At 53.1% G+C, this 19,139-nt stretch carries 18 protein-coding genes; 4 read left to right on the top strand and 14 right to left on the bottom strand.

The window, feature by feature from the left end; all coding sequences use genetic code 11:
* The first annotated feature begins 306 nt into the window (after positions 1–306).
* Together putA and OGX95_RS02155 are read left to right on the top strand one after the other, a co-directional pair.
* Complete coding sequence (putA, locus tag OGX95_RS02150; RefSeq protein ID WP_286628158.1) at positions 307–4,269, top strand: trifunctional transcriptional regulator/proline dehydrogenase/L-glutamate gamma-semialdehyde dehydrogenase; 3,963 nt, start codon at positions 307–309, stop codon at positions 4,267–4,269.
* A 58-nt stretch (positions 4,270–4,327) separates the two neighbouring features.
* On the top strand, positions 4,328–4,723 hold the full coding sequence (locus OGX95_RS02155) for a lysozyme inhibitor LprI family protein (protein WP_286628159.1): 396 nt from the start codon (positions 4,328–4,330) through the stop codon (positions 4,721–4,723).
* Here the strand turns inward: OGX95_RS02155 and rutR are convergent.
* From rutR to OGX95_RS02170, 3 genes are all read right to left on the bottom strand, one after another.
* Positions 4,720–5,358, bottom strand: a complete 639-nt coding sequence (gene rutR, locus OGX95_RS02160; protein ID WP_271441333.1) for an HTH-type transcriptional regulator RutR — start codon at positions 5,356–5,358, stop codon at positions 4,720–4,722. The two genes, OGX95_RS02155 and rutR, sit on opposite strands and share 4 nt — an antisense overlap.
* A gap of 58 nt (positions 5,359–5,416) precedes the next feature.
* Positions 5,417–6,331, bottom strand: coding sequence for a DMT family transporter (locus OGX95_RS02165; protein WP_286628160.1), 915 nt, complete (start codon positions 6,329–6,331; stop codon positions 5,417–5,419).
* 162 nt (positions 6,332–6,493) lie between these two features.
* Positions 6,494–6,667: a con-10 family general stress protein gene (locus OGX95_RS02170; RefSeq protein WP_003036022.1), complete on the bottom strand. Its 174-nt coding sequence runs from the start codon at positions 6,665–6,667 to the stop codon at positions 6,494–6,496.
* A 385-nt stretch (positions 6,668–7,052) separates the two neighbouring features.
* Between OGX95_RS02170 and wrbA the strand changes: the two genes are divergently transcribed.
* Together wrbA and OGX95_RS02180 are read left to right on the top strand one after the other, a co-directional pair.
* On the top strand, positions 7,053–7,649 hold the full coding sequence (wrbA, locus tag OGX95_RS02175; RefSeq protein WP_003832057.1) for an NAD(P)H:quinone oxidoreductase: 597 nt from the start codon (positions 7,053–7,055) through the stop codon (positions 7,647–7,649).
* A gap of 20 nt (positions 7,650–7,669) precedes the next feature.
* Positions 7,670–7,897 carry a YccJ family protein gene (locus OGX95_RS02180; RefSeq protein WP_271441331.1) on the top strand — a complete coding sequence of 76 codons (228 nt, stop codon included), beginning with the start codon at positions 7,670–7,672 and terminating at the stop codon, positions 7,895–7,897.
* Positions 7,898–7,937: 40 nt separating this feature from the next.
* On the opposite strand, the gene agp is transcribed toward OGX95_RS02180, so the two are convergent.
* The 11 genes from agp to OGX95_RS02235 all read right to left on the bottom strand — a co-directional run bounded on the left by agp (position 7,938) and on the right by OGX95_RS02235 (position 19,064).
* Positions 7,938–9,179: a bifunctional glucose-1-phosphatase/inositol phosphatase gene (agp, locus tag OGX95_RS02185; RefSeq protein ID WP_286628161.1), complete on the bottom strand. Its 1,242-nt coding sequence runs from the start codon at positions 9,177–9,179 to the stop codon at positions 7,938–7,940.
* 88 nt (positions 9,180–9,267) lie between these two features.
* Positions 9,268–9,975 (bottom strand): ArsR/SmtB family transcription factor, encoded by a 708-nt coding sequence (locus tag OGX95_RS02190; RefSeq protein WP_286628162.1) that lies wholly within the window; start codon positions 9,973–9,975, stop codon positions 9,268–9,270.
* A 56-nt stretch (positions 9,976–10,031) separates the two neighbouring features.
* On the bottom strand, positions 10,032–10,799 hold the full coding sequence (locus OGX95_RS02195; RefSeq protein ID WP_286628163.1) for a sulfite exporter TauE/SafE family protein: 768 nt from the start codon (positions 10,797–10,799) through the stop codon (positions 10,032–10,034).
* A gap of 86 nt (positions 10,800–10,885) precedes the next feature.
* Entirely contained in the window at positions 10,886–11,341 is a 456-nt protein-coding gene (locus tag OGX95_RS02200; RefSeq protein WP_286628164.1) for a hypothetical protein, read from the bottom strand.
* A gap of 57 nt (positions 11,342–11,398) precedes the next feature.
* Positions 11,399–11,884, bottom strand: coding sequence for a TlpA family protein disulfide reductase (locus OGX95_RS02205; protein ID WP_048221684.1), 486 nt, complete (start codon positions 11,882–11,884; stop codon positions 11,399–11,401).
* Positions 11,871–12,566: an ABC transporter ATP-binding protein gene (locus OGX95_RS02210; protein ID WP_286628165.1), complete on the bottom strand. Its 696-nt coding sequence runs from the start codon at positions 12,564–12,566 to the stop codon at positions 11,871–11,873. Before OGX95_RS02210 ends, OGX95_RS02205 begins: the two co-directional genes overlap by 14 nt.
* A 4-nt stretch (positions 12,567–12,570) precedes the next feature.
* Positions 12,571–13,701: an ABC transporter permease gene (locus OGX95_RS02215; RefSeq protein ID WP_045441495.1), complete on the bottom strand. Its 1,131-nt coding sequence runs from the start codon at positions 13,699–13,701 to the stop codon at positions 12,571–12,573.
* A complete protein-coding gene (locus OGX95_RS02220) occupies positions 13,691–14,974 on the bottom strand; it encodes an ABC transporter permease (RefSeq protein WP_200011931.1) in 1,284 nt (427 codons plus the stop codon). The genes OGX95_RS02215 and OGX95_RS02220 overlap by 11 nt, the downstream gene beginning before the upstream one ends.
* Positions 14,975–14,976: 2 nt before the next feature.
* On the bottom strand, positions 14,977–16,356 hold the full coding sequence (locus OGX95_RS02225; RefSeq protein ID WP_286628166.1) for a Fe-S-containing protein: 1,380 nt from the start codon (positions 16,354–16,356) through the stop codon (positions 14,977–14,979).
* Positions 16,357–16,557: 201 nt separating this feature from the next.
* A complete protein-coding gene (locus tag OGX95_RS02230) occupies positions 16,558–17,085 on the bottom strand; it encodes an iron transporter (protein ID WP_045441492.1) in 528 nt (175 codons plus the stop codon).
* 29 nt (positions 17,086–17,114) lie between these two features.
* The gene (locus tag OGX95_RS02235) at positions 17,115–19,064 is read right to left on the bottom strand and encodes an FTR1 family iron permease (RefSeq protein WP_370637075.1); all 1,950 of its coding nucleotides are present in this window, start codon (positions 19,062–19,064) and stop codon (positions 17,115–17,117) included.
* Between the last annotated feature and the right edge of the window lie 75 nt (positions 19,065–19,139).

Below are 19,139 nucleotides of genomic sequence, written 5' to 3' on the forward strand. Positions count from 1 at the left end.
GGTCATTCACAATCGATTTAACACACCATTTACATCAATTTTGATCTCGAGTAGATAGCATTTTTCTGTAGGTTGCACTCTCTCACACTTTTTCTGGTTGCACCTTTAAAAAGTGTTAACTACCGCAGAGAAAAAGATTCTGCGTTTTTTACAGTCCTCGTTATAAACGTCATCTTCATTAACATTTCATTCATTTTCAAGCCTGCAAACCAAGTCACATTTAACACGGTTGCACAAAGTTGCAACATGGTGGATATTTCTCGGTAACTATCAGCCCCGTATTTCAGTACAACAGGAGTAAATGGCATGGGAACCACCACGATGGGGGTTAAACTGGACGACGCCACGCGCGAGCGGATTAAAACAGCCGCATCACGAATCGATCGCACGCCGCATTGGCTTATCAAGCAGGCCATCTTTAATTATCTCGAAAGACTGGAAAATGACGATGCGCTTCCGGAGCTGCCTGCCCTGCTGGCGGGTGCAGCAAATGAGAGCGAGGAATCCACTGCGCAACAAAATGAAGCGCACCAGCCTTTCCTTGAATTTGCAGAGCAGATCCTGCCGCAGTCTGTTTCCCGAGCGGCCATTACCGCTGCATATCGCCGTGCTGAAACCGATGCGGTGCCAATGTTGATGGAGCAGGCGCGTCTCCCGCAACCTGTCGCAGAGCAGGCCCATAAACTGGCCTATCAGTTGGCAGATAAACTGCGCAACCAAAAGACGGCCAGCGGGCGTGCCGGCATGGTCCAGGGACTGTTGCAGGAATTCTCCCTTTCCTCACAGGAAGGCGTCGCGCTGATGTGTCTGGCTGAAGCGCTGCTGCGTATTCCCGACAAAGCCACCCGCGATGCGCTAATCCGCGACAAAATCAGCAACGGCAACTGGCAGTCGCACATTGGTCGCAGCCCGTCGTTATTCGTCAATGCGGCAACCTGGGGACTGTTGTTTACCGGTAAACTCGTCTCGACCCATAACGAAGCCAACCTCTCACGCTCGCTGAACCGCATCATCGGTAAGAGTGGCGAACCGCTGGTGCGCAAAGGTGTCGATATGGCGATGCGCTTGATGGGTGAGCAATTCGTCACCGGAGAAACCATTGCAGAAGCGCTGGCTAACGCTCGTAAACTGGAAGAGAAAGGCTTCCGCTACTCCTATGACATGCTGGGTGAGGCTGCGCTGACCGCCGCCGATGCCCAGGCCTATATGGTCTCCTACCAGCAGGCGATCCATGCCATTGGTAAAGCGTCAAATGGACGCGGTATTTATGAAGGCCCGGGGATCTCCATCAAACTGTCTGCACTGCACCCACGTTACAGCCGTGCGCAGTATGACCGCGTGATGGATGAGCTTTATCCGCGCCTGAAGTCGCTTACCCTGCTGGCACGTCAGTATGACATCGGCATTAATATTGACGCCGAAGAAGCCGACCGACTGGAGATCTCCCTCGATCTGCTGGAAAAACTGTGTTTTGAGCCCGAACTGGCCGGCTGGAACGGGATCGGTTTTGTTATTCAGGCCTACCAGAAGCGCTGCCCGTACGTCATCGACTACCTGGTCGACCTGGCAACCCGTAGCCGCCGTCGCCTGATGATCCGTCTGGTTAAAGGTGCGTACTGGGATAGTGAAATCAAACGTGCACAGATGGACGGTCTGGAAGGCTATCCGGTCTATACCCGTAAGGTGTACACCGACGTTTCCTATCTGGCTTGCGCGAAAAAATTGCTCGCCGTACCAAACCTGATCTACCCGCAGTTCGCTACCCACAACGCGCATACGCTGGCGGCAATTTATCAGTTAGCAGGCCAAAACTACTATCCGGGCCAGTACGAATTTCAGTGTCTGCATGGTATGGGTGAACCACTGTACGAACAGGTTACCGGCAAAGTCGCAGACGGTAAACTCAACCGCCCATGCCGTATTTATGCCCCCGTTGGCACACATGAAACGTTGCTGGCGTACCTGGTGCGCCGTCTGCTGGAAAACGGTGCCAACACTTCGTTCGTTAACCGTATTGCCGACACCACTCTGCCGCTGGATGAACTGGTTGCCGACCCGGTCGAAGCCGTGGAAAAAATGGCGCAGCAGGAAGGTCAGGCTGGCCTGCCGCATCCGAAGATTGCACTGCCGCGCGACCTGTACGGCAAGGGGCGCGAAAACTCCGCAGGGCTGGATCTGGCGAACGAACATCGTCTGGCCTCGCTGTCCTCTGCCCTGCTCAATAGCGCACTGCAAAAATGGCACGCGAAACCGATTCTGGAGCATCCGGTAGCCGATGGCGAAATGATGCCCGTGGTTAACCCAGCTGAGCCGAAAGACATTGTGGGCTACGTGCGAGAAGCGACTCACGCTGAAGTGGAGCAGGCGCTACAGAGCGCCGTCAATAGTGCCCCTATCTGGTTTGCGACGCCGCCACAAGAACGTGCCGCCATTCTGCATCGCGCCGCCATCCTGATGGAAGGCCAGATGCAGCAACTTATTGGCATTCTGGTGCGTGAAGCGGGTAAAACCTTCAGCAACGCCATTGCGGAAGTGCGCGAAGCGGTCGATTTCCTGCATTATTACGCCGGACAAGTCCGCGATGATTTTGATAACGAAACGCATCGTCCGCTCGGCCCGGTGGTCTGCATCAGCCCGTGGAACTTCCCGCTGGCCATTTTCAGCGGGCAGATTGCTGCCGCGCTGGCCGCAGGCAACAGCGTACTGGCAAAACCGGCAGAACAAACCCCGCTGATTGCCGCACAAGGCATCGCTATTTTACTGGAAGCCGGTGTACCACCGGGCGTGGTGCAACTGTTGCCAGGCCAGGGCGAAACCGTCGGGGCGCAACTCACCTCCGATGAGCGCGTGCGCGGCGTGATGTTCACCGGTTCAACGGAAGTCGCCACGCTGTTGCAGCGAAATATTGCTACCCGTCTGGATGCTCAGGGTCGTCCAATTCCGCTCATCGCTGAAACAGGCGGGATGAACGCCATGATCGTCGACTCCTCCGCGTTGACGGAACAGGTTGTGGTGGATGTGCTGGCCTCTGCCTTTGACAGCGCCGGACAGCGCTGCTCGGCACTGCGCGTCCTGTGCCTACAGGACGACATCGCCGACCACACGCTGAAAATGCTGCGCGGCGCGATGGCAGAATGTCGTATGGGTAACCCAGGCCGTCTGACCACCGATATTGGGCCGGTTATTGATAAAGAAGCCAAAGCCAATATTGAACGTCATATTCAGGCCATGCGCACCAAAGGACGTCCGGTGTTCCAGGCGGTGCGTGAGAACAGCGACGATGCGCGTGAATGGCAAAGCGGGACCTTTATTGCACCGACGCTGATTGAGCTGGAAAGCTTTGATGAGCTACAAAAAGAGGTGTTCGGCCCGGTGTTGCACGTGGTGCGTTACACCCGTAATAACCTTGGCAATCTGATTGAGCAGATCAATGCCTCCGGTTACGGCCTGACGCTGGGTGTACATACTCGTATTGATGAAACCATCGCTCAGGTCACCGGCTCGGCGCACGTGGGTAACCTGTACGTCAACCGTAATATGGTTGGCGCAGTGGTCGGCGTGCAGCCATTTGGTGGCGAAGGATTGTCAGGAACCGGTCCGAAAGCCGGTGGCCCACTGTATCTGTACCGCTTGCTGGCTAACCGTCCGGAAAATGCGCTGGCCATCACGCTGGCCCGCCAGGATGCCGATTACCCTGTCGATGCACAGCTTAAATCAGCGCTGGCTCAACCGCTTGAAGCGCTCACTGAATGGGCAGCCGATCGCCCGACATTGCATGCGCTGTGCCAACAGTTTGCCGAACTGGCACAGGCCGGAACCCAGCGTTTGCTGCCAGGACCAACCGGAGAACGTAACACCTGGACGCTGTTGCCGCGTGAACGTGTGCTGTGTATGGCCGATAATGAGCAGGACGCGCTGGTGCAGATCGCCGCCGTGGCCTCTGTGGGTAGCTCAATCCTGTGGCAGGATGATGCTTTCCACCGCGAGCTGGCAAAACGCCTGCCTGCTGCTGTTTCCGGGCGCATCCAGTTTGCCAAAGCAGACACCCTCACCGCGCAGCCGTTCGATGCCGTTATCTTCCACGGCGATTCTGACCAGCTACGCGCACTGTGCGAATCGGTAGCGGCACGGGAAGGTGCGATTGTTTCGGTACAAGGATTTGCCCGCGGCGAGAGCAATATCCTGCTGGAGAGGCTGTATATTGAACGTTCGCTGAGCGTGAATACCGCCGCGGCAGGTGGGAATGCCAGCCTGATGACAATCGGCTAAGGGTGTGGTTAATTAAGGCTCCGGTAACGGGGCCTTTATTATTAAGCCAGAGGGAAGCATGAAACGAATTGTACTGACATGTGCAGCACTGCTGCTAAGCAGTCACGCGCTGGCGGATGACTGCGCAAACGCAAACAACCAGATTGAAATGAATACCTGCGCCGCTGAGCAGTATAAGACGGCCGACACAAAGCTAAATGATACTTATCAGAATGCACTGAAGCGCGCCGCCCCCACCCAACGTGATTTATTGAAAAAAGCACAGGTCGCATGGATTACCCTGCGAGATGCAGACTGCGCATTGATCAGTTCAGGCACGGAGGGCGGCAGTATACAGTCGATGATCACCAGCCAGTGTTTAACGGACAAAACCAACGAGCGAGAAGCATTTCTCGCCTCCCTCTTGCAATGTGAAGAGGGCGATTTAAGTTGCCCATTACCACCCGCCAACTAACGCACACGGATCCCTTCAATAATCATTCGCTGTACGCTCTCCACCGTTTGGTTAAAAAAGGCTTCATCACGCAGCGTTGCGCCCGTCACTGCCTCTACCTGTGGGGCAAAGTCAGCGTAATGTTGCGTTGAAGCCCAAATCATAAAAATCAGATGATGCGGGTCAACCGGCGCCAGTTTTCCACTGCTAACCCATCCGGCAATCAATGCGGATTTCTCGTCAATCAACGTTTTGAGATCGCCCGTTAACTCCGTCATCAACAGAGGGGCTCCCGCCAGCATTTCCATACAAAACAGTCTCGATGCCTGAGGATAATCGCGGGACACTTCCAGTTTGAGTCGGATGTACTCTTTAATCGCCACCAGCGGTGCAAAGTCCTCGCGAAAGGCCTTCAGCGGTGCCAGCCAGATATCAAGGATCTGGCGCAATACGGCAATATAGAGCACCTCTTTAGAAGGGTAGTAATAAAGCAGATTCGTTTTAGACACCCCCGCCAGTTCCGCAACCTGCTCCAGACGCGTGCCATGAATTCCATACTGGGAAAAGATATTTAATGCCGCGGTTAAGATAGCCTGGCGTTTCGCGCTCACGGCCTGCGAGCGTTTACCTGTTTTTTTCTCTGCGCCTTGAGCCATGCGCCCTCTCCTTGTTCTGAGGGCGCCAGCATAACAAATCGCACACTGAAAAGTTAAATTAAAGCGACTCGGGCGGAGCCTCCTGCTGGACGGCTTTCTTCTTTTTGAACTTCAGTTCACTGACCAGTACGCCAATGATAATGAATGCCGCCCCCAACAGAGCAAGCAGCGGCAGGCGTTCTCCTGCGAGTCGACCAAAAATTCCCGCCCATACAGGCTCACCGGTATAGATTACCGTTGCGCGTGTCGGCGAAACGCTGCGCTGCGCCCAGTTCATGGTAACCTGGATAATCGCGCTAAAAATGCCCAATCCTAATGCCACGACCAGCAACCCCGTCGACATGGGAGGTACAGACTCACCTGCCGGCCCCATCGCAATAAACGCCACCACAGAAGCGGTTGCCAGTTGCACCACCGTGACCCGACGTACATCCACTTTTCCAGCCCATGCGCTGATCAGGATAATTTCTGCCGCGATTGCCACCGCGCCCACAAGTGTGATCCACTCCCCTTCACCGAGCGCCAATACATTGCCATCCGGCCCGGCAAGAAACATCAATCCGATAAAGGCCAATACAATACCGACGCACGGCATCAACCCAGGCACGCGTCCCAAACACAACCACTGCAACAGCGGTACCAGTGGTACATACATCGCAGTAATGAATGCCGACTTACTGCTGGGAATAGACTGTAGTCCCCAGGTTTGCAGGCTATAACCCAGCGCAATCGCTACGCCAATCGCCACCCCGGCTTTGACTTCCAGCCATGTCAGCCCACGCAAGGTATGCACTGACAGCAACGCCACAGCCAGTGCCGCTGTAGCAAAGCGCACGCCGACAAAGAAAAAGGGACCGCTCAGCGTGACAGCATATTGCACAGCCAAAAACGTTCCGCCCCAGAACATGGTGATCACAATGAGGATCGCCTCCTGGGGTTTAACAGAAAAGGAATAACGAGAAAGTAATGACATGAGACACCCGATTAGCTGAATGTCATTAGTCTGCGTTGCGTTTTGTTACAGTTCAACCTTGCAGACAAAAAAAACCGCCGGAACGACCCGGCGGCGGTGGCGACGTAACGTCTGTCTCTGAACACTCAGCCGTCACGATATATCTAACAGACAGCCCAACAATTACGATTTGTTATTGCCGTGGCTATTCTTGCCCCCTTTTTTGCCTGCTTCTGAAGCGCGTTGCGGGTCATTCTTGAAGTTGCCCCCGCTGTGCTGGCCACCTTTTCGACCTGCTTCTGATGCTCTTTCACGGTCTTCCGCAAAGTTGCCGGAACCGCCCCGATGGTTTGCCATTACTGACCTCCGTCATTGATTAGCCATCATATTGCATAGGTACTGAGGAGTGATACCTCACGCAGCGCATGGGCCGTGCCCTGATTTTTACTGCGTGGGATTAAGCATAGTGAAGAGTAACCGGATAACCGGCGAACTGTAATATCCTGCAACAGGAATGGCCGCAAGAGGTTAATAATCGCGGCATGAAATCAATAACTCTTTCTTATGGTTAGCAAATTCCGCGAGGTTAAAAATGTATCATTTTGCAACAAAAACAGTTGTTATAAAAATTGTTATAAATCAAAGAAGTGATTGTGAAATTTGCACTCCTGGCCGTACGTCATATCTTTAAAGGGAGGTAGCGAATCGCTACGGACACGGTTAACTCGAGGAGTAGTGTAAAATGGCAAAAGTTCTGGTGCTTTATTATTCCATGTACGGACACATTGAAACCATGGCCCATGCAGTCGCAGAAGGCGCAAATAAGGTAGATGGCGCGGAAGTCATTATTAAGCGTGTGCCAGAGACAATGCAGCCTGAAATCTTCCTGAAAGCAGGCGGTAAAACACAAAACGCACCAGTCGCAACCCCGCAGGAACTGGCTGATTACGACGCCATTATTTTTGGTACTCCCACGCGCTTTGGCAACATGTCAGGTCAGATGCGTACCTTCCTGGATCAGACCGGCGGACTGTGGGCATCTGGCGGCCTTTACGGCAAACTCGCCAGCGTATTCAGTTCAACAGGAACTGGCGGCGGTCAGGAACAAACCATTACATCAACCTGGACAACGCTTGCCCACCACGGGATGGTGATTGTTCCCATTGGTTATGCGGCGCAAGAACTGTTTGATGTCTCACAAGTTCGTGGCGGTACGCCGTACGGCGCAACCACCATTGCCGGGGGTGACGGCTCCCGACAGCCAAGTCAGGAAGAGTTATCTATCGCCCGCTATCAGGGTGAATATGTCGCAGGTCTGGCAGTAAAACTCAACGGCTAATCTTCAACAGGAGGATTCGAATGCCAACTCAAGAAGCGAAAGCCCATCGCGTCGGCGAATGGGCAAGTCTGCGCAACACATCGCCAGAAATAGCCGAAGCCATTTTTGAAGTCGCCCACTATGACGAAAAGATGGCGGAAAAGATTTGGGAAGAAGGTAGCGATGAGGTACTGATCAAAGCCTTTGAGAAAACTGACAAAGATTCACTCTTTTGGGGTGAACAGACTATCGAACGCAAAAACGTTTAGCATTCTGACTCCCCCGTTTGCGCGGGGGAGTTTTCTTTGCTTACTTAGCAGCCTCATTCAGTACGCTATCGAATTTATCAACTGGGCAAAAGCCATTAGCATCAATCGGACAACCTTTCAGTTCCAACGTCACACGTTGGGCCGGTGATTTGAGCGTCAGAACCTCCGCATTTCTCAGTTGCTGCGCACTCTGATACACATACTCAATCTTCATCAGATCGCGATTTGTGTTGCTGTCATGCCAGCGCTGGAAGACAATTTTGCCGCCAATAGGCGTGCGTTCGTTCTGGTCATGGAGCTGATACGGTTTAAAATCCAGTGCCGTGAGCAATGAAGCAATGTTCGAGTCATGCCCCACCAGCACCGTAATTTTCGGCGCTTTCGCCCGTTCAGTCACCAACGCATTATCGATATATTTGACCAACGGTTTGGCGACATTTTTCGCCACTTCCGCAGAGGTGAACAGGCTGTCCTGATAACCATTTTTCAGCTTCGACAGTACCTTCCACTGTTGATCAGATGTGATCTCCCCCCAGGCGACCTGATCCATCGGGAAGCCCTCGTAATATTGCAAGGTGAAAGCATCAACCAGCGAATTCCCCACCTTCAGCGGCCCGGAAACACCTGGCTCCTGCTGATACTTCGCACTGAATGTGTCTTTCGCATCGGTCAGAGAACACTGCTGTTTTTCTTTGCAGGACGGCGAGTCTTTGTAGTTTGTCATTTGCTCAAGCAGCTGGTAACTCTCGCCGAGCTGCATCTGGCTGCGCTCTTTCTCCATCGCCTGAACAGCCTGCTGACTGAATGTCGCAGAATCATCGGTGATCACCGGGTTAAAAGTGGGGTCCATGGTCCCCATTTTTTCCTGATGATGGACCGGAACGTCACACCCCGGGAAAGCCCCCGTGACAAAAAACTGCGCCGTCGCTACTGTCCGCTGCAGGCTGTTAGCATAGGTGTAAACCGTGCCCGGTGCCGGACATTCACCGGATTTCACCATGCCCTGTTCTGCCAGCCATTCACGCATGTAATGGCCCATATAAATTTCCAGCACGCCGCCCTTAGTGGTGAGTTGTCCGCCAGGGACATCCCACTCCGGCCACGGTTTGGGGGTGGACTGCTCGAGAACGCTGCCATTATTGGCTAAAGGTGCACGTAAGTTATGTCGGCTCATCATCAATACTTGCTGAAGCTGATAACCTTCCGGTGCCGTCTGCGCCTGTGCAGCCGTTGACAGCAATACAGCCCCCGCCACGGCGGTGGCGATTAACGATTTTTTCATCCCTACGACCTCTTGTTGTTATCAATCACTACAGAGTGTGACAGATATATGACATTTTTCCGGGAACGCTTTCGCAAAAATGGGGGATCTACCGAGTCGTTTGAATGCCAAACTCCGTCTGAAGTTTGCGCACGCCAAGTGGGGTAAAGGTGACATGCCGGCTACCTGTCTGCGTTTTAATCCACTTCTGTTCGCTAAACCAGCTCAGCAACGTGGCACCGAGCACGCCGCCAGGATGATAACGTCGCTCACTCCAGTCCAGACAGCCGCAGCTTATCTTTCGTCGGGTCACACCAGCACAAAGGACAATCCCCATTTCTGCCAGTTTTTCCTGCCCCAGATCGGTTAGAGTTTCGCCATCCGGTGTTAACCACTGCCGGGCAACCAGGGTATCAAAAAGCCTCACTGCCACTTCGCCCGCAAGGTGGTCATAGCAGGTTCGCGCATGCCGCAGGTTTATCGGCGTGGTAATTTTTCGTGGCGTTGATGTTGCCCATGCCACCCCCATCAAACGTTCCAGCAGTTCGGCGATCTCCGTTCCTGCGAGGCGAAAATAACGATGCCGCCCCTGGGCTAACGCCACAACAAATCGTTGTTCGCACAGACGCGCCAGATGCGCACTGGCCGTCGAGGCTGACACGTCCGCCACCGCGCTAAGTTCGGTTGCGGTCCAGGCGCGCCCATCCATCAAAGCACACAGCATACGCGAACGCGATTTATCCGCCATCACTGCCGCAGTGAGCGCCATTTGCGACTCCAGTTCACCCTCTTCTTCGTGCAGTATCACCGATGCCATAGCACCTCCTTTGGCGTTAACCTTCTGAATTACGATGGCATGAAACTGGCGTAAAGTCACAGCGAGACTGACGCGGCGCGCAGCATCATCTCCACTCCCAGCCCCACCAGGCAGAACAGAAAACAGCGTTTAAACACCACAGGAGAAATCACTCGCCGCACACGCGTCCCTATCCATTGTCCCAGTAGCGCAGGAAGAATGGCAAAAGCCGATAAGCTCAGCGACTGAATGGGCAATGCATTGTGCCACCACAGGCCAAGTGCTAACGCCAGCGTCGAAAACGTAAACGAAATGCCAAGCGCCTGCACCAATTCATCCTTTTCAAAGCCCAAAGACTGGATCCATGGCACGGCGGGCATGACAAATCCCCCCGTTCCCCCCGTCAATAAACCGGTCACAAATCCAACGACAAGGGAAAAGGGTTTTTCACGCTGCGGGTCCACGGTAATTTTTTTTCCCATCAGCGTCCAGATGGCATAGGCAACCAGAGCTATGCCTAGCGCAAACTGGGTCCGGGTTGTGTCGCCCCCGGTGATCCAGACACTGGCAAGCAAAGTGGCAATCACCACCGCCAGCAGCATAGGCCACAATCGTTGCAGCAATCGGCCGGTATTACCACCGCCGCCAAACTGAAACAGATTGCTAATCAGAGAGGGTAACAGCAGCATCGCCGCCGCCGCGACCGGAGAAATCAGCGATCCGAGTATCCCCATCGCCACCGTGGGCAAACCCATGCCCGTTACGCCTTTCACCATCCCCGCCAACACAAAGGTTGCGGCAATCATTATCACCAGGGAGAAATCATACGCATATACATTGGCCATTCTTCACTTTCCCGCAATAGAAGATAAGCCAGTTTGTACGCTAATAGTCATGCTTGCTTCGTCGGGCGACGAAATATGCCATCCGGTTATTCGGAAATAATCACTTCGCGACGGATATTACGCACACAATATAAGGTCCCGTCGGTAAGGTACAATTGATGCAAGCACGTGTTATCTGGAATGTTGTGTAAAAGGGAACGCTCAGTATCAATGAACTCTTTTTGTATCCGGTAATGAACTGCGTCCTCGGTTTCAAAGGAGACATATTCCCGTGTGGTATACGGTTTACTTTTTAATTTCACATACACAATATATTGCACAGTACTGAACGTCAGCCCGGTTTTTGCAGCAATCTCTTTCAGATTTAATGGTTCAGAAGACGCATAAAGAGCTTGTACCTGTTCAATGCGTTTTTGATTGTAAGCCGACACCCGCAGACCGATTTTCAGTCGATACGCCATATTACGCACAACCGTAATATTGGTGCAAAGCATCTGCGCAATTTGCTCCGTTGTGAGAACTCCTGCGTTTTCACGCAGCACGGTCAGACTCTCTTCATTCCACCTAAATGCCATTTAGCGCGTCTCCCTGTATCGCGTTTATAGGGCTGCCAGACGCGCAAACGTAGCCTCTAACTCAGGCGGTTTCCGCATCCCCTGGTGTAATTCCAGCACGCGACCTTCCCGATCAATCAACACAGAGGTTGGCGTACCGATGACCTGATAACGCTCCTGGGAAATCTTAAGCTGATCGCGAAGTACCGGATAAGAAACCTGATGTTTCGCCAGTAAGCCATCAATCATCACCGTCGCCGGATCGGTATTCACCGCCACGACCACCACCTTATCGCCCCACTTTTTACTCAGCGCTTCCAGCGCGTCCATTTCGGCAAGACAGCCGCCGCACCCCGCCGACCAAAAGTTAAGATAAACAGCCTTCCCACGCCAGTGTTCAAGCCCGGATTCTCTTCCCTGCATGTCGAACGTTGCCAGCGCCGGGGCTTGCTGCCCAACCGCCAGTTTCTCTTCTTTACATCCGCTCATCAGAACCAAAACGGCGAGAATTAATACGTTAGTCCAGCGCATGTTGATTAGCCTCCTCGCCCTGATATTTGCCATGTTGCAGACGGATAATACGATCGGCAAACAACCCAAGCGCCGGATTATGTGTCACCATCACAATCGTGCGCCCCTGGCGATGCAGGTCGGTGAGCAGATCCAGTACCCGCTGTTCATTCTCCTCATCGAGGTTACCCGTGGGCTCATCGGCAAAAATCACCGGCGGCTCATTGACCAGCGCCCGGGCAATGCACACCCGTTGCTGCTCCCCTCCGGAAAGCTGACTCGGCAGGTGCGTCACGCGATGCCCAAGCCCCACCTGTTCCAGAACCTTTCTGGCCGCCGCTTCATCGACCACGCTGTGGTAGTGCTGTGCCAGCATGATATTCTCCAGCGCGGTTAAAAACGGGATCAGATGAAACTGCTGGAACACCAGCCCTATTTTTTCAGCGCGAAAACGGCGCCGCCCCTCTTCATCCAGTGCTGCGGCATCAATCCCACCTAAAAACACCTGACCTTCTGTCGCGGTGTCCAGGCAGGTAAGAATATTCATCAATGTCGTTTTACCTGAACCAGACGCGCCCATAATAGCGACAAATTCGCCCTGCACGATTTGCAGGTTGATGTCATCTAAGGCGGTAACATCGCCGAACCGTTTATATAAATGGCGGGTTTCAATCGCCATTGGTGGGGTCTGCATAACGGACATGGCGTTACTCTCCTTTCAACACTTTTGCGGGTTCGACACTGACCGCGCGCCGGACCGGAACAATCGCCGCCAGAATGGCGACCAGTAAAGATAACGTCAGGGTGACAGGCAGCACTGGCCAGCGTAGCGAAATTGCAGCATTGAATACGGTCAGCCCCAGCAATTGGGCCAACAGATACCCTAAGATCCACCCGCAAACCACCGCAGCCAGCGCGATAATGCAGGTTTCCAGGAGAATTTGCCGGACAATATCACCGTTGCTGGCACCCAACGCTTTTTGCAGAGCAAACTCACGGGCGCGTTCACCAACAATGGCCATCAGCGTGGTGTTCACACACAAAGAGGACAATGCAAGGATCACCACCGATACCAGCCCCATTAACCCTTTTATCTTATCCAGTACCTGTCCTTCTGAAGCAGAGACTTTCCGTATTGGACGGATCTCCAGATCCGGGTATTGAGCCTGCAAGCGGTTAGCATAGTTTTCCACCTGACCGACATCGTTGCTGACACTCATCAGCCCATGGCTAATTTTACCGGGCTGATGCAGCCACGCCTGCGCCACGTCAAGACTCACAATCAGCATGTTATCCGTCGCATCACCAGCTTCAACAATGCCTTTAATCTGTAGGTTTTTACGTTGATTGTGATCCACCAGGGTGATGCTATCGCCCGGCTGGACACTAAGACGTTCCGCCAGTTTGACGCCAATCATCGCATTGCGATCGTCAAAGCTGACACCAATCCAACTCCCCTGTACCTGCCAGTACGGCACCAGCCTTTGCAAGGATTCAAACCACACGCCGACAATGACCACCTTCTCCAGTTCAGTGCGCGCCATACCGTATAGCCATGGGCTGGCTCCGTGAACCAGACCTTGTGGTGCCTGATCCAGAATGGTCTGCAACTCTTGCTGTGTCATGCTGGAGCCGTGGCCTGGCCCGATGTAGAAATTCGCGCCAAAGGTACGCAATTCTTCACTCATTTTGGTATTGATGTCGAACCACACCGCAGATAGCGCGGTCACGATGGTCGCCCCCACCATCAATGCGGCAAATACCACGCTAACCCGCTGAAAGCGCAGACGCAGCGCCCGCCATACTAATAGCCAGAGCATTGTGCGTTTAGCGGCCATACAGCACCTCCACAGGATACAGACGAGCAATGCGCCGAGCCGGGAACCAGGTGCCAATCAGGGCAATAAGTACCGCAATCACCAATACACAGGGCACGACAATCCAGGCAAAATTCAATGGCGCATCAAATAGCATCAAGCCAATCGCTTTCGCCATTCCCCATCCGGCTACGCATCCCAACGCCCCTCCGGCCAGTCCACTGGAAGCCGCTTCAAGATAGAACAACAGCATGATTTGCCACTGATGTGCTCCAAGCGCCTTCATCAGGCCGATCTCTTTAGCGCGTTCCATAATGGTGCTGGTCATCAGTGACGCAATCCCCATTGCCGAAGCTGCCAGTGCTGCGACGGTTACAACCCCCATCAGCAACTGAATTTTATCGATAACGACACCTTCAGATGCGGCAACCTGCCACACAGGACGGACTTCTGCCCCGGAAATAGCCTCCTCCAGTTGATGCGCAATAGACGAGACATAGGCCGTGCAGTACCAAAGGTCGTACTCTTCAGCATTCAATGCATCGAGATTTTCACGCGCCCGGCGCGAAAGCTCGTTTTCCGGCACCGTCAACGCCGAGACGCGAATGGCCTGCACTTTGCCTGGTAAACCGAGAAGCGTTTGCACCGTGCTCAACGGCATAACCAGTTGGTTATCTTCATCCCCACCGCTGGAGAGGATTCCGCTGACTGTCACGGTCAATGTTGTTTTACCGTTACGTATTACCAGTTGATCGCCCGGCTTCCAGCCCGTTTGTCGTGCCAGGGCATGTCCCACCAGAGTTTGAGGGGCATCGCCTGCGGGCTCCTGCGGCCAGTCGCCAGTAACCTGCCAGAACGGGCTCACTGTTTTCTGCCCCGTCTCAAACCCTTCTTCATCTGGAATATCCACCGGCTGGCTGAAGAAGGTGCCAAGAATACGTACCTCTTTGCCATCAACGTCGACTTCACCACCGAGCATAGGGGCAAAGCCGACAATGTTGTTACGCCAGAAGATATCCTTAATGTTTGGCAGTTCCGCTTCATCAAGGAAATCCTGCCCCGATAGTGGGTTACTGTTTTCACTGAAAAGCGCAGGCAACGCCGCCTGCCCGGCGGGTTCAATCAAAATATTGGCACCGTAAGACTTCAGCTCTCTGGACATTTTATCGCCAATATCAATCGACACCGCCAGCAGTGCAGAGATCAGGCTGGATGCGAGAAATACCGTCACAATAGCCAGTCCCTTGCGCCGGAGATTGCGCCCCCAGGATTGTCGTAACATTCGCCACAGCATTGTTACTCCTCCCTCAGTTCGGCAGGTACGTACTGTTCCGGAGTGTTACGAAAGCGGTCATAGTTTGCTTCAGACGAGAAGAACCAGGTTTTGCCACCATAGCTGTATTTGTAGTCAGCCGAGGTATTCGTCAACCGGGAACCATCAACCGGATCGGTCACATTAATGGTCATGACCGTCGAGAAGTAATTCACGCCCGCTGCCAGCTCTTTACCCGGGATCACCAGCTCTTTCTCATCATTACGCCAGTTTTCAATCGGCACCGGGTTACAACCGCCAGGTTTACCAATCGAAGGAATGAAAATGTGTACCCCGCAGGCCACGCAGATAACCTGATTCCCTTCCATCACGTAGCCCTGATCGCCACAAAGCAGACAGGCGTCAAAAACCACGCCCAAACGCAATTTGTCGGGATAGCGGTTAATCACGAAAAAACGTACAGCTTTACCGTCGTCTGCCACCCAGACAAAGCGGTGCAACTTGCCATCACGGAGTTGTTCTATCGGCAGATGTACCATGCCATCGCTGGCAAGTTGTACCGGAACGGCTTCTGATAACTGCGGCGGCTGAGATGCGACTTTTTCCCACCACAGTTGTCCGGCGATCACAACCACCGCACATCCCAGCGTCACCAGCCAGAGACGGAACGCATTTCGACGATGCGCCAGTGCCAGTCGATGAGCAATCGGCTCATCGGTTTCACGCGTCAGGCGGATAGCACGCAGCAGCGCCGGTACCCAGCACAGCGCCAGAACAAGCAATAGAGCAGCTCCCAACCAGTTATATAACGCCGCGTTGTTTGTCACTTTGGCCACGAAGCTCAATAGCGATTTTGCCAGCGGTAGCACCTGCAGCTTCATTAACAACAGCAGCAGATTGCCGCTTAATGGCAGCCAAATCATGACCATCAGGATCAGTGTTAACGGCCAGTAGAGCCCGCGAATACGCCGTAACAGCATGGCGCAAAGCACTCCCGCCAGGCAGAGGATCGCAAAAGCCAATAGCACTGCCGTCAGATTCAGCAGCAGGTCGGTATTTAGCACATGGGTACTGGTTAATCCGCCTAGGTTAGGATCCAGCGCCCAGTGTCGAGCAGCGCCAAACACCAGGATACCCTGCCACAGGTAGCGAATGCGGTTTGATACCCACCAGAAGCTCAACACAAACAACAGCGTGATCATCACTTCGGTGCCGACCAGCAGCAATTGCACCGGCTGCGTGCCACGGAGTGTGAGTCCCACCAGCACGCCAACGATCAAGCCTGTGAATAAGGTCCAGACGAGTGGGCGTAAAGAAGGAGGATCGTTGCGACTCCACAGAACCCCGGAGAGCAGCGCAATGCAGAAAAAAACCTGTAGCGTCGTGACAAAAAAATAACTCATAACATCGACTCTGTACGGCGGATTGAATGATGTAACTATCCAGGTACATCGATAATGTAGAGCCTGCCCATCAAACGTTCAGGCTTGCGGTCAGTTGGGAGATGAGCAGCGCAGAACAAACCGTGGGTACATGTCGTACTTAGGGATGTGAGCACTGCCCGGTCCAAAATGGCAAATAAAGCAGCCTGATGGGAAAAGCGCTTAGTTCAGGCCAACGTATTTAAATTCATAGCTCACATCAAATGGCTTCCACCAGCGACCAACGCCCGTATCACTGTCTGTGTGACGGTGCATACCTGCTTTTGACGGTGGTTCGATGTGATAGGTCACTTTGTAGTTACCCACACCCATCATTTTGATGTTCGCGCCGTAGTGAGGACCATCGCTGGCGACCATCGGCATGAAGGTACCTTCTTGTTTTTCACCTGTATCACTGTTAATTAAGGTGTAACTGATGGTCAGATAAGGGATCCATTCGCCTGCGCCAAAACCATTTTTACTGCCTTCCACTGCGTGAATATCCGCCTCAAGGTGAATATCGGCTTTTGCTGCCGGTAACCCCATGCCGCGCGGCTCCATATCGATCGGCTGCAGATAGACAGCAGCCAGTTCCATTTCATTCATGGTGACAGGCTCGCCTGCCGGATACTCCTTAAAGGCAAACGCAGCCGGAGCAGTGAAAATACTGGCCATCACTGCACTGGCAATCAGGGTTTTCTTCATGGTCATCAGACATATCCTCTCGTCTTAAATAACAGCTATAGATTATTTTTTATCGTTTCCCCAGGGACTGTGCTTTTCCGCCGCATCACCCACAGCGCCACCAGCGCTGCAAGCAGCAATACGGCCTGCGGTAATAACGTTTCCATGTAGGGATAAATTCCCAACCAGCTGATTTCAGGGAAGCCGTTAATCAACGTCGGCTGGAACAGTTTGCCTTCCACCAGTTCCAGAACCCCTTTGCCCGCAAACACAAAGGCCATCAGGTACATAAAACTGCCGGTAAACATAAAGAACGGCTTCAACGGCAGGCGTACTACCGAGTAGCGCATGAGCAGCCAGGCGGCCAGCAGAACAACACAGCCGATAACAAAACCTGCAGCAATCGCCATATGCCCGGAAACATCATTCGCATCCCCGACCAGGGCGTAGTAAAACAGCACGGTTTCCGCCCCTTCGCGATAAACAGCCAGGAAGCTGGTCAGCCACAGTCCAACCAGTGAACCACGGGAAAGTGAGTGGGACAGCTTTCCTTCCAGCCAGGCTTTCCAGTGGCGTGCTTCGACCTTAGACAGTAACCAGTAGCTCATGAAGAACAGCATGACGACGGCAATCAGCATCGTTATGCCTTCGAGCAATTCACGACTGGCGCCAGAATTAGTGAACAGAAGCTGGAATATCACCGCGGTAATGACGCTGGCGATCAGCGCGACAATCACCGACTGACGAATAAGCGGTAACTTATCCTGGTGATTGTTTTTCACCATATAGGCCACGATAGCCGCCACAATAAGCAGTGCTTCCAGCCCTTCGCGAACAATGATCATCAGGCTATAGAGCAGCAGGCTCCACTGGGTCTCTTCGCCTTCTCCCAACATCGCCACCGCTTTTTGTAGATCCTGCTCCAGTGCGCTGGCTTCTGCGTTGAGCCTTTCCACTGGCTGACCCGCTTTCATCAGGCTAACCAGACGCGTAAAGTAAGCCTCCAGCGTGGTTTTAAACGCTGAGTCACGGGAGCCAATTTTGTTTTCCATTCCGCTGGCTTCAAAGCGGTCAAAGTAACTGTCCTGCACATCCAGAATGGCATTCTTCGCATCGCCCCCTTGATAGCGGGCAATCGCTTCCTGAATACTTTGATTGATCCCCATCGACACCGCAGTCCAGTCTGCGCGAGCTTTGTCATCCTCTGCCGCAGGAGCGTTACCCGTATTTTGCGACGCTGCAACCTGCTGTTCGTCACGGGTAGTGGGCAGACCGGGCAGAAGATCCTCAATATCCTGTAGCAACGTTGTGACCTGATAAGAAACATCATTGAGGTGATCCGGCTGCGCGGTGAGCGCAATCAGCGCAGAAAATTGCTGATTAATCGCTGCTGCGTCTTTTGCCGATCGATTCTGTCTGATCGACATTTCCATCTCTGAGTTTTTAAAACCCTGATAGTGCGCCTGTTGAACGTGCTGGCTGGCAACGCTGAGATTCCCGGCCTGATAGTTATTTACTGCCTGGGCCAGCAAATCGTCGATAGTGCGGAAACTCTCTTGCCAGTGTACGGCGATATCGGTTCTGGAAAACGCATTGTGCTGCTCTTCGGCAACCAGGCGATGCCCGCCATCCAGCACAGGTTCAACTTCACGCAGCGATGCCTTCAGCCAGTCGATTTTAGCCTGCACGTCAGAGAGAGATTTTTTTTCGCCAATCATGCGACGGATCTCACCGAAAGCGCTTTCCATCTCATAACTCTTGCTGGCGGAAATGTTGATACGAATCGGGCCTTCAAGGTTTTCGAATACCTCAAAGTAGGCCATTTGCACCGTGCGACGCGCTTCATCAGTTTGCTGTTGAGAGTAAAGTTCTGCCGTTTTATCAAGACGTTGCTCAATATCCTCAATAAACGGGGCATAGTTTGTTGCAGCCCATACGTGAAGGCTTACAAGCAAGCCACACAAAGTGAACAGCAGGAAAGAGCAGAACTTACGCACGGTACGCATCCCGTAAAATACAAATGATAATTATTATCATTATCTATTTTTGACTGCGTTGTACATGACCTGGATCATAAAAAT

Source organism: Citrobacter sp. Cu233 (genome assembly GCF_030332225.1).
Classification (GTDB): domain Bacteria; phylum Pseudomonadota; class Gammaproteobacteria; order Enterobacterales; family Enterobacteriaceae; genus Citrobacter.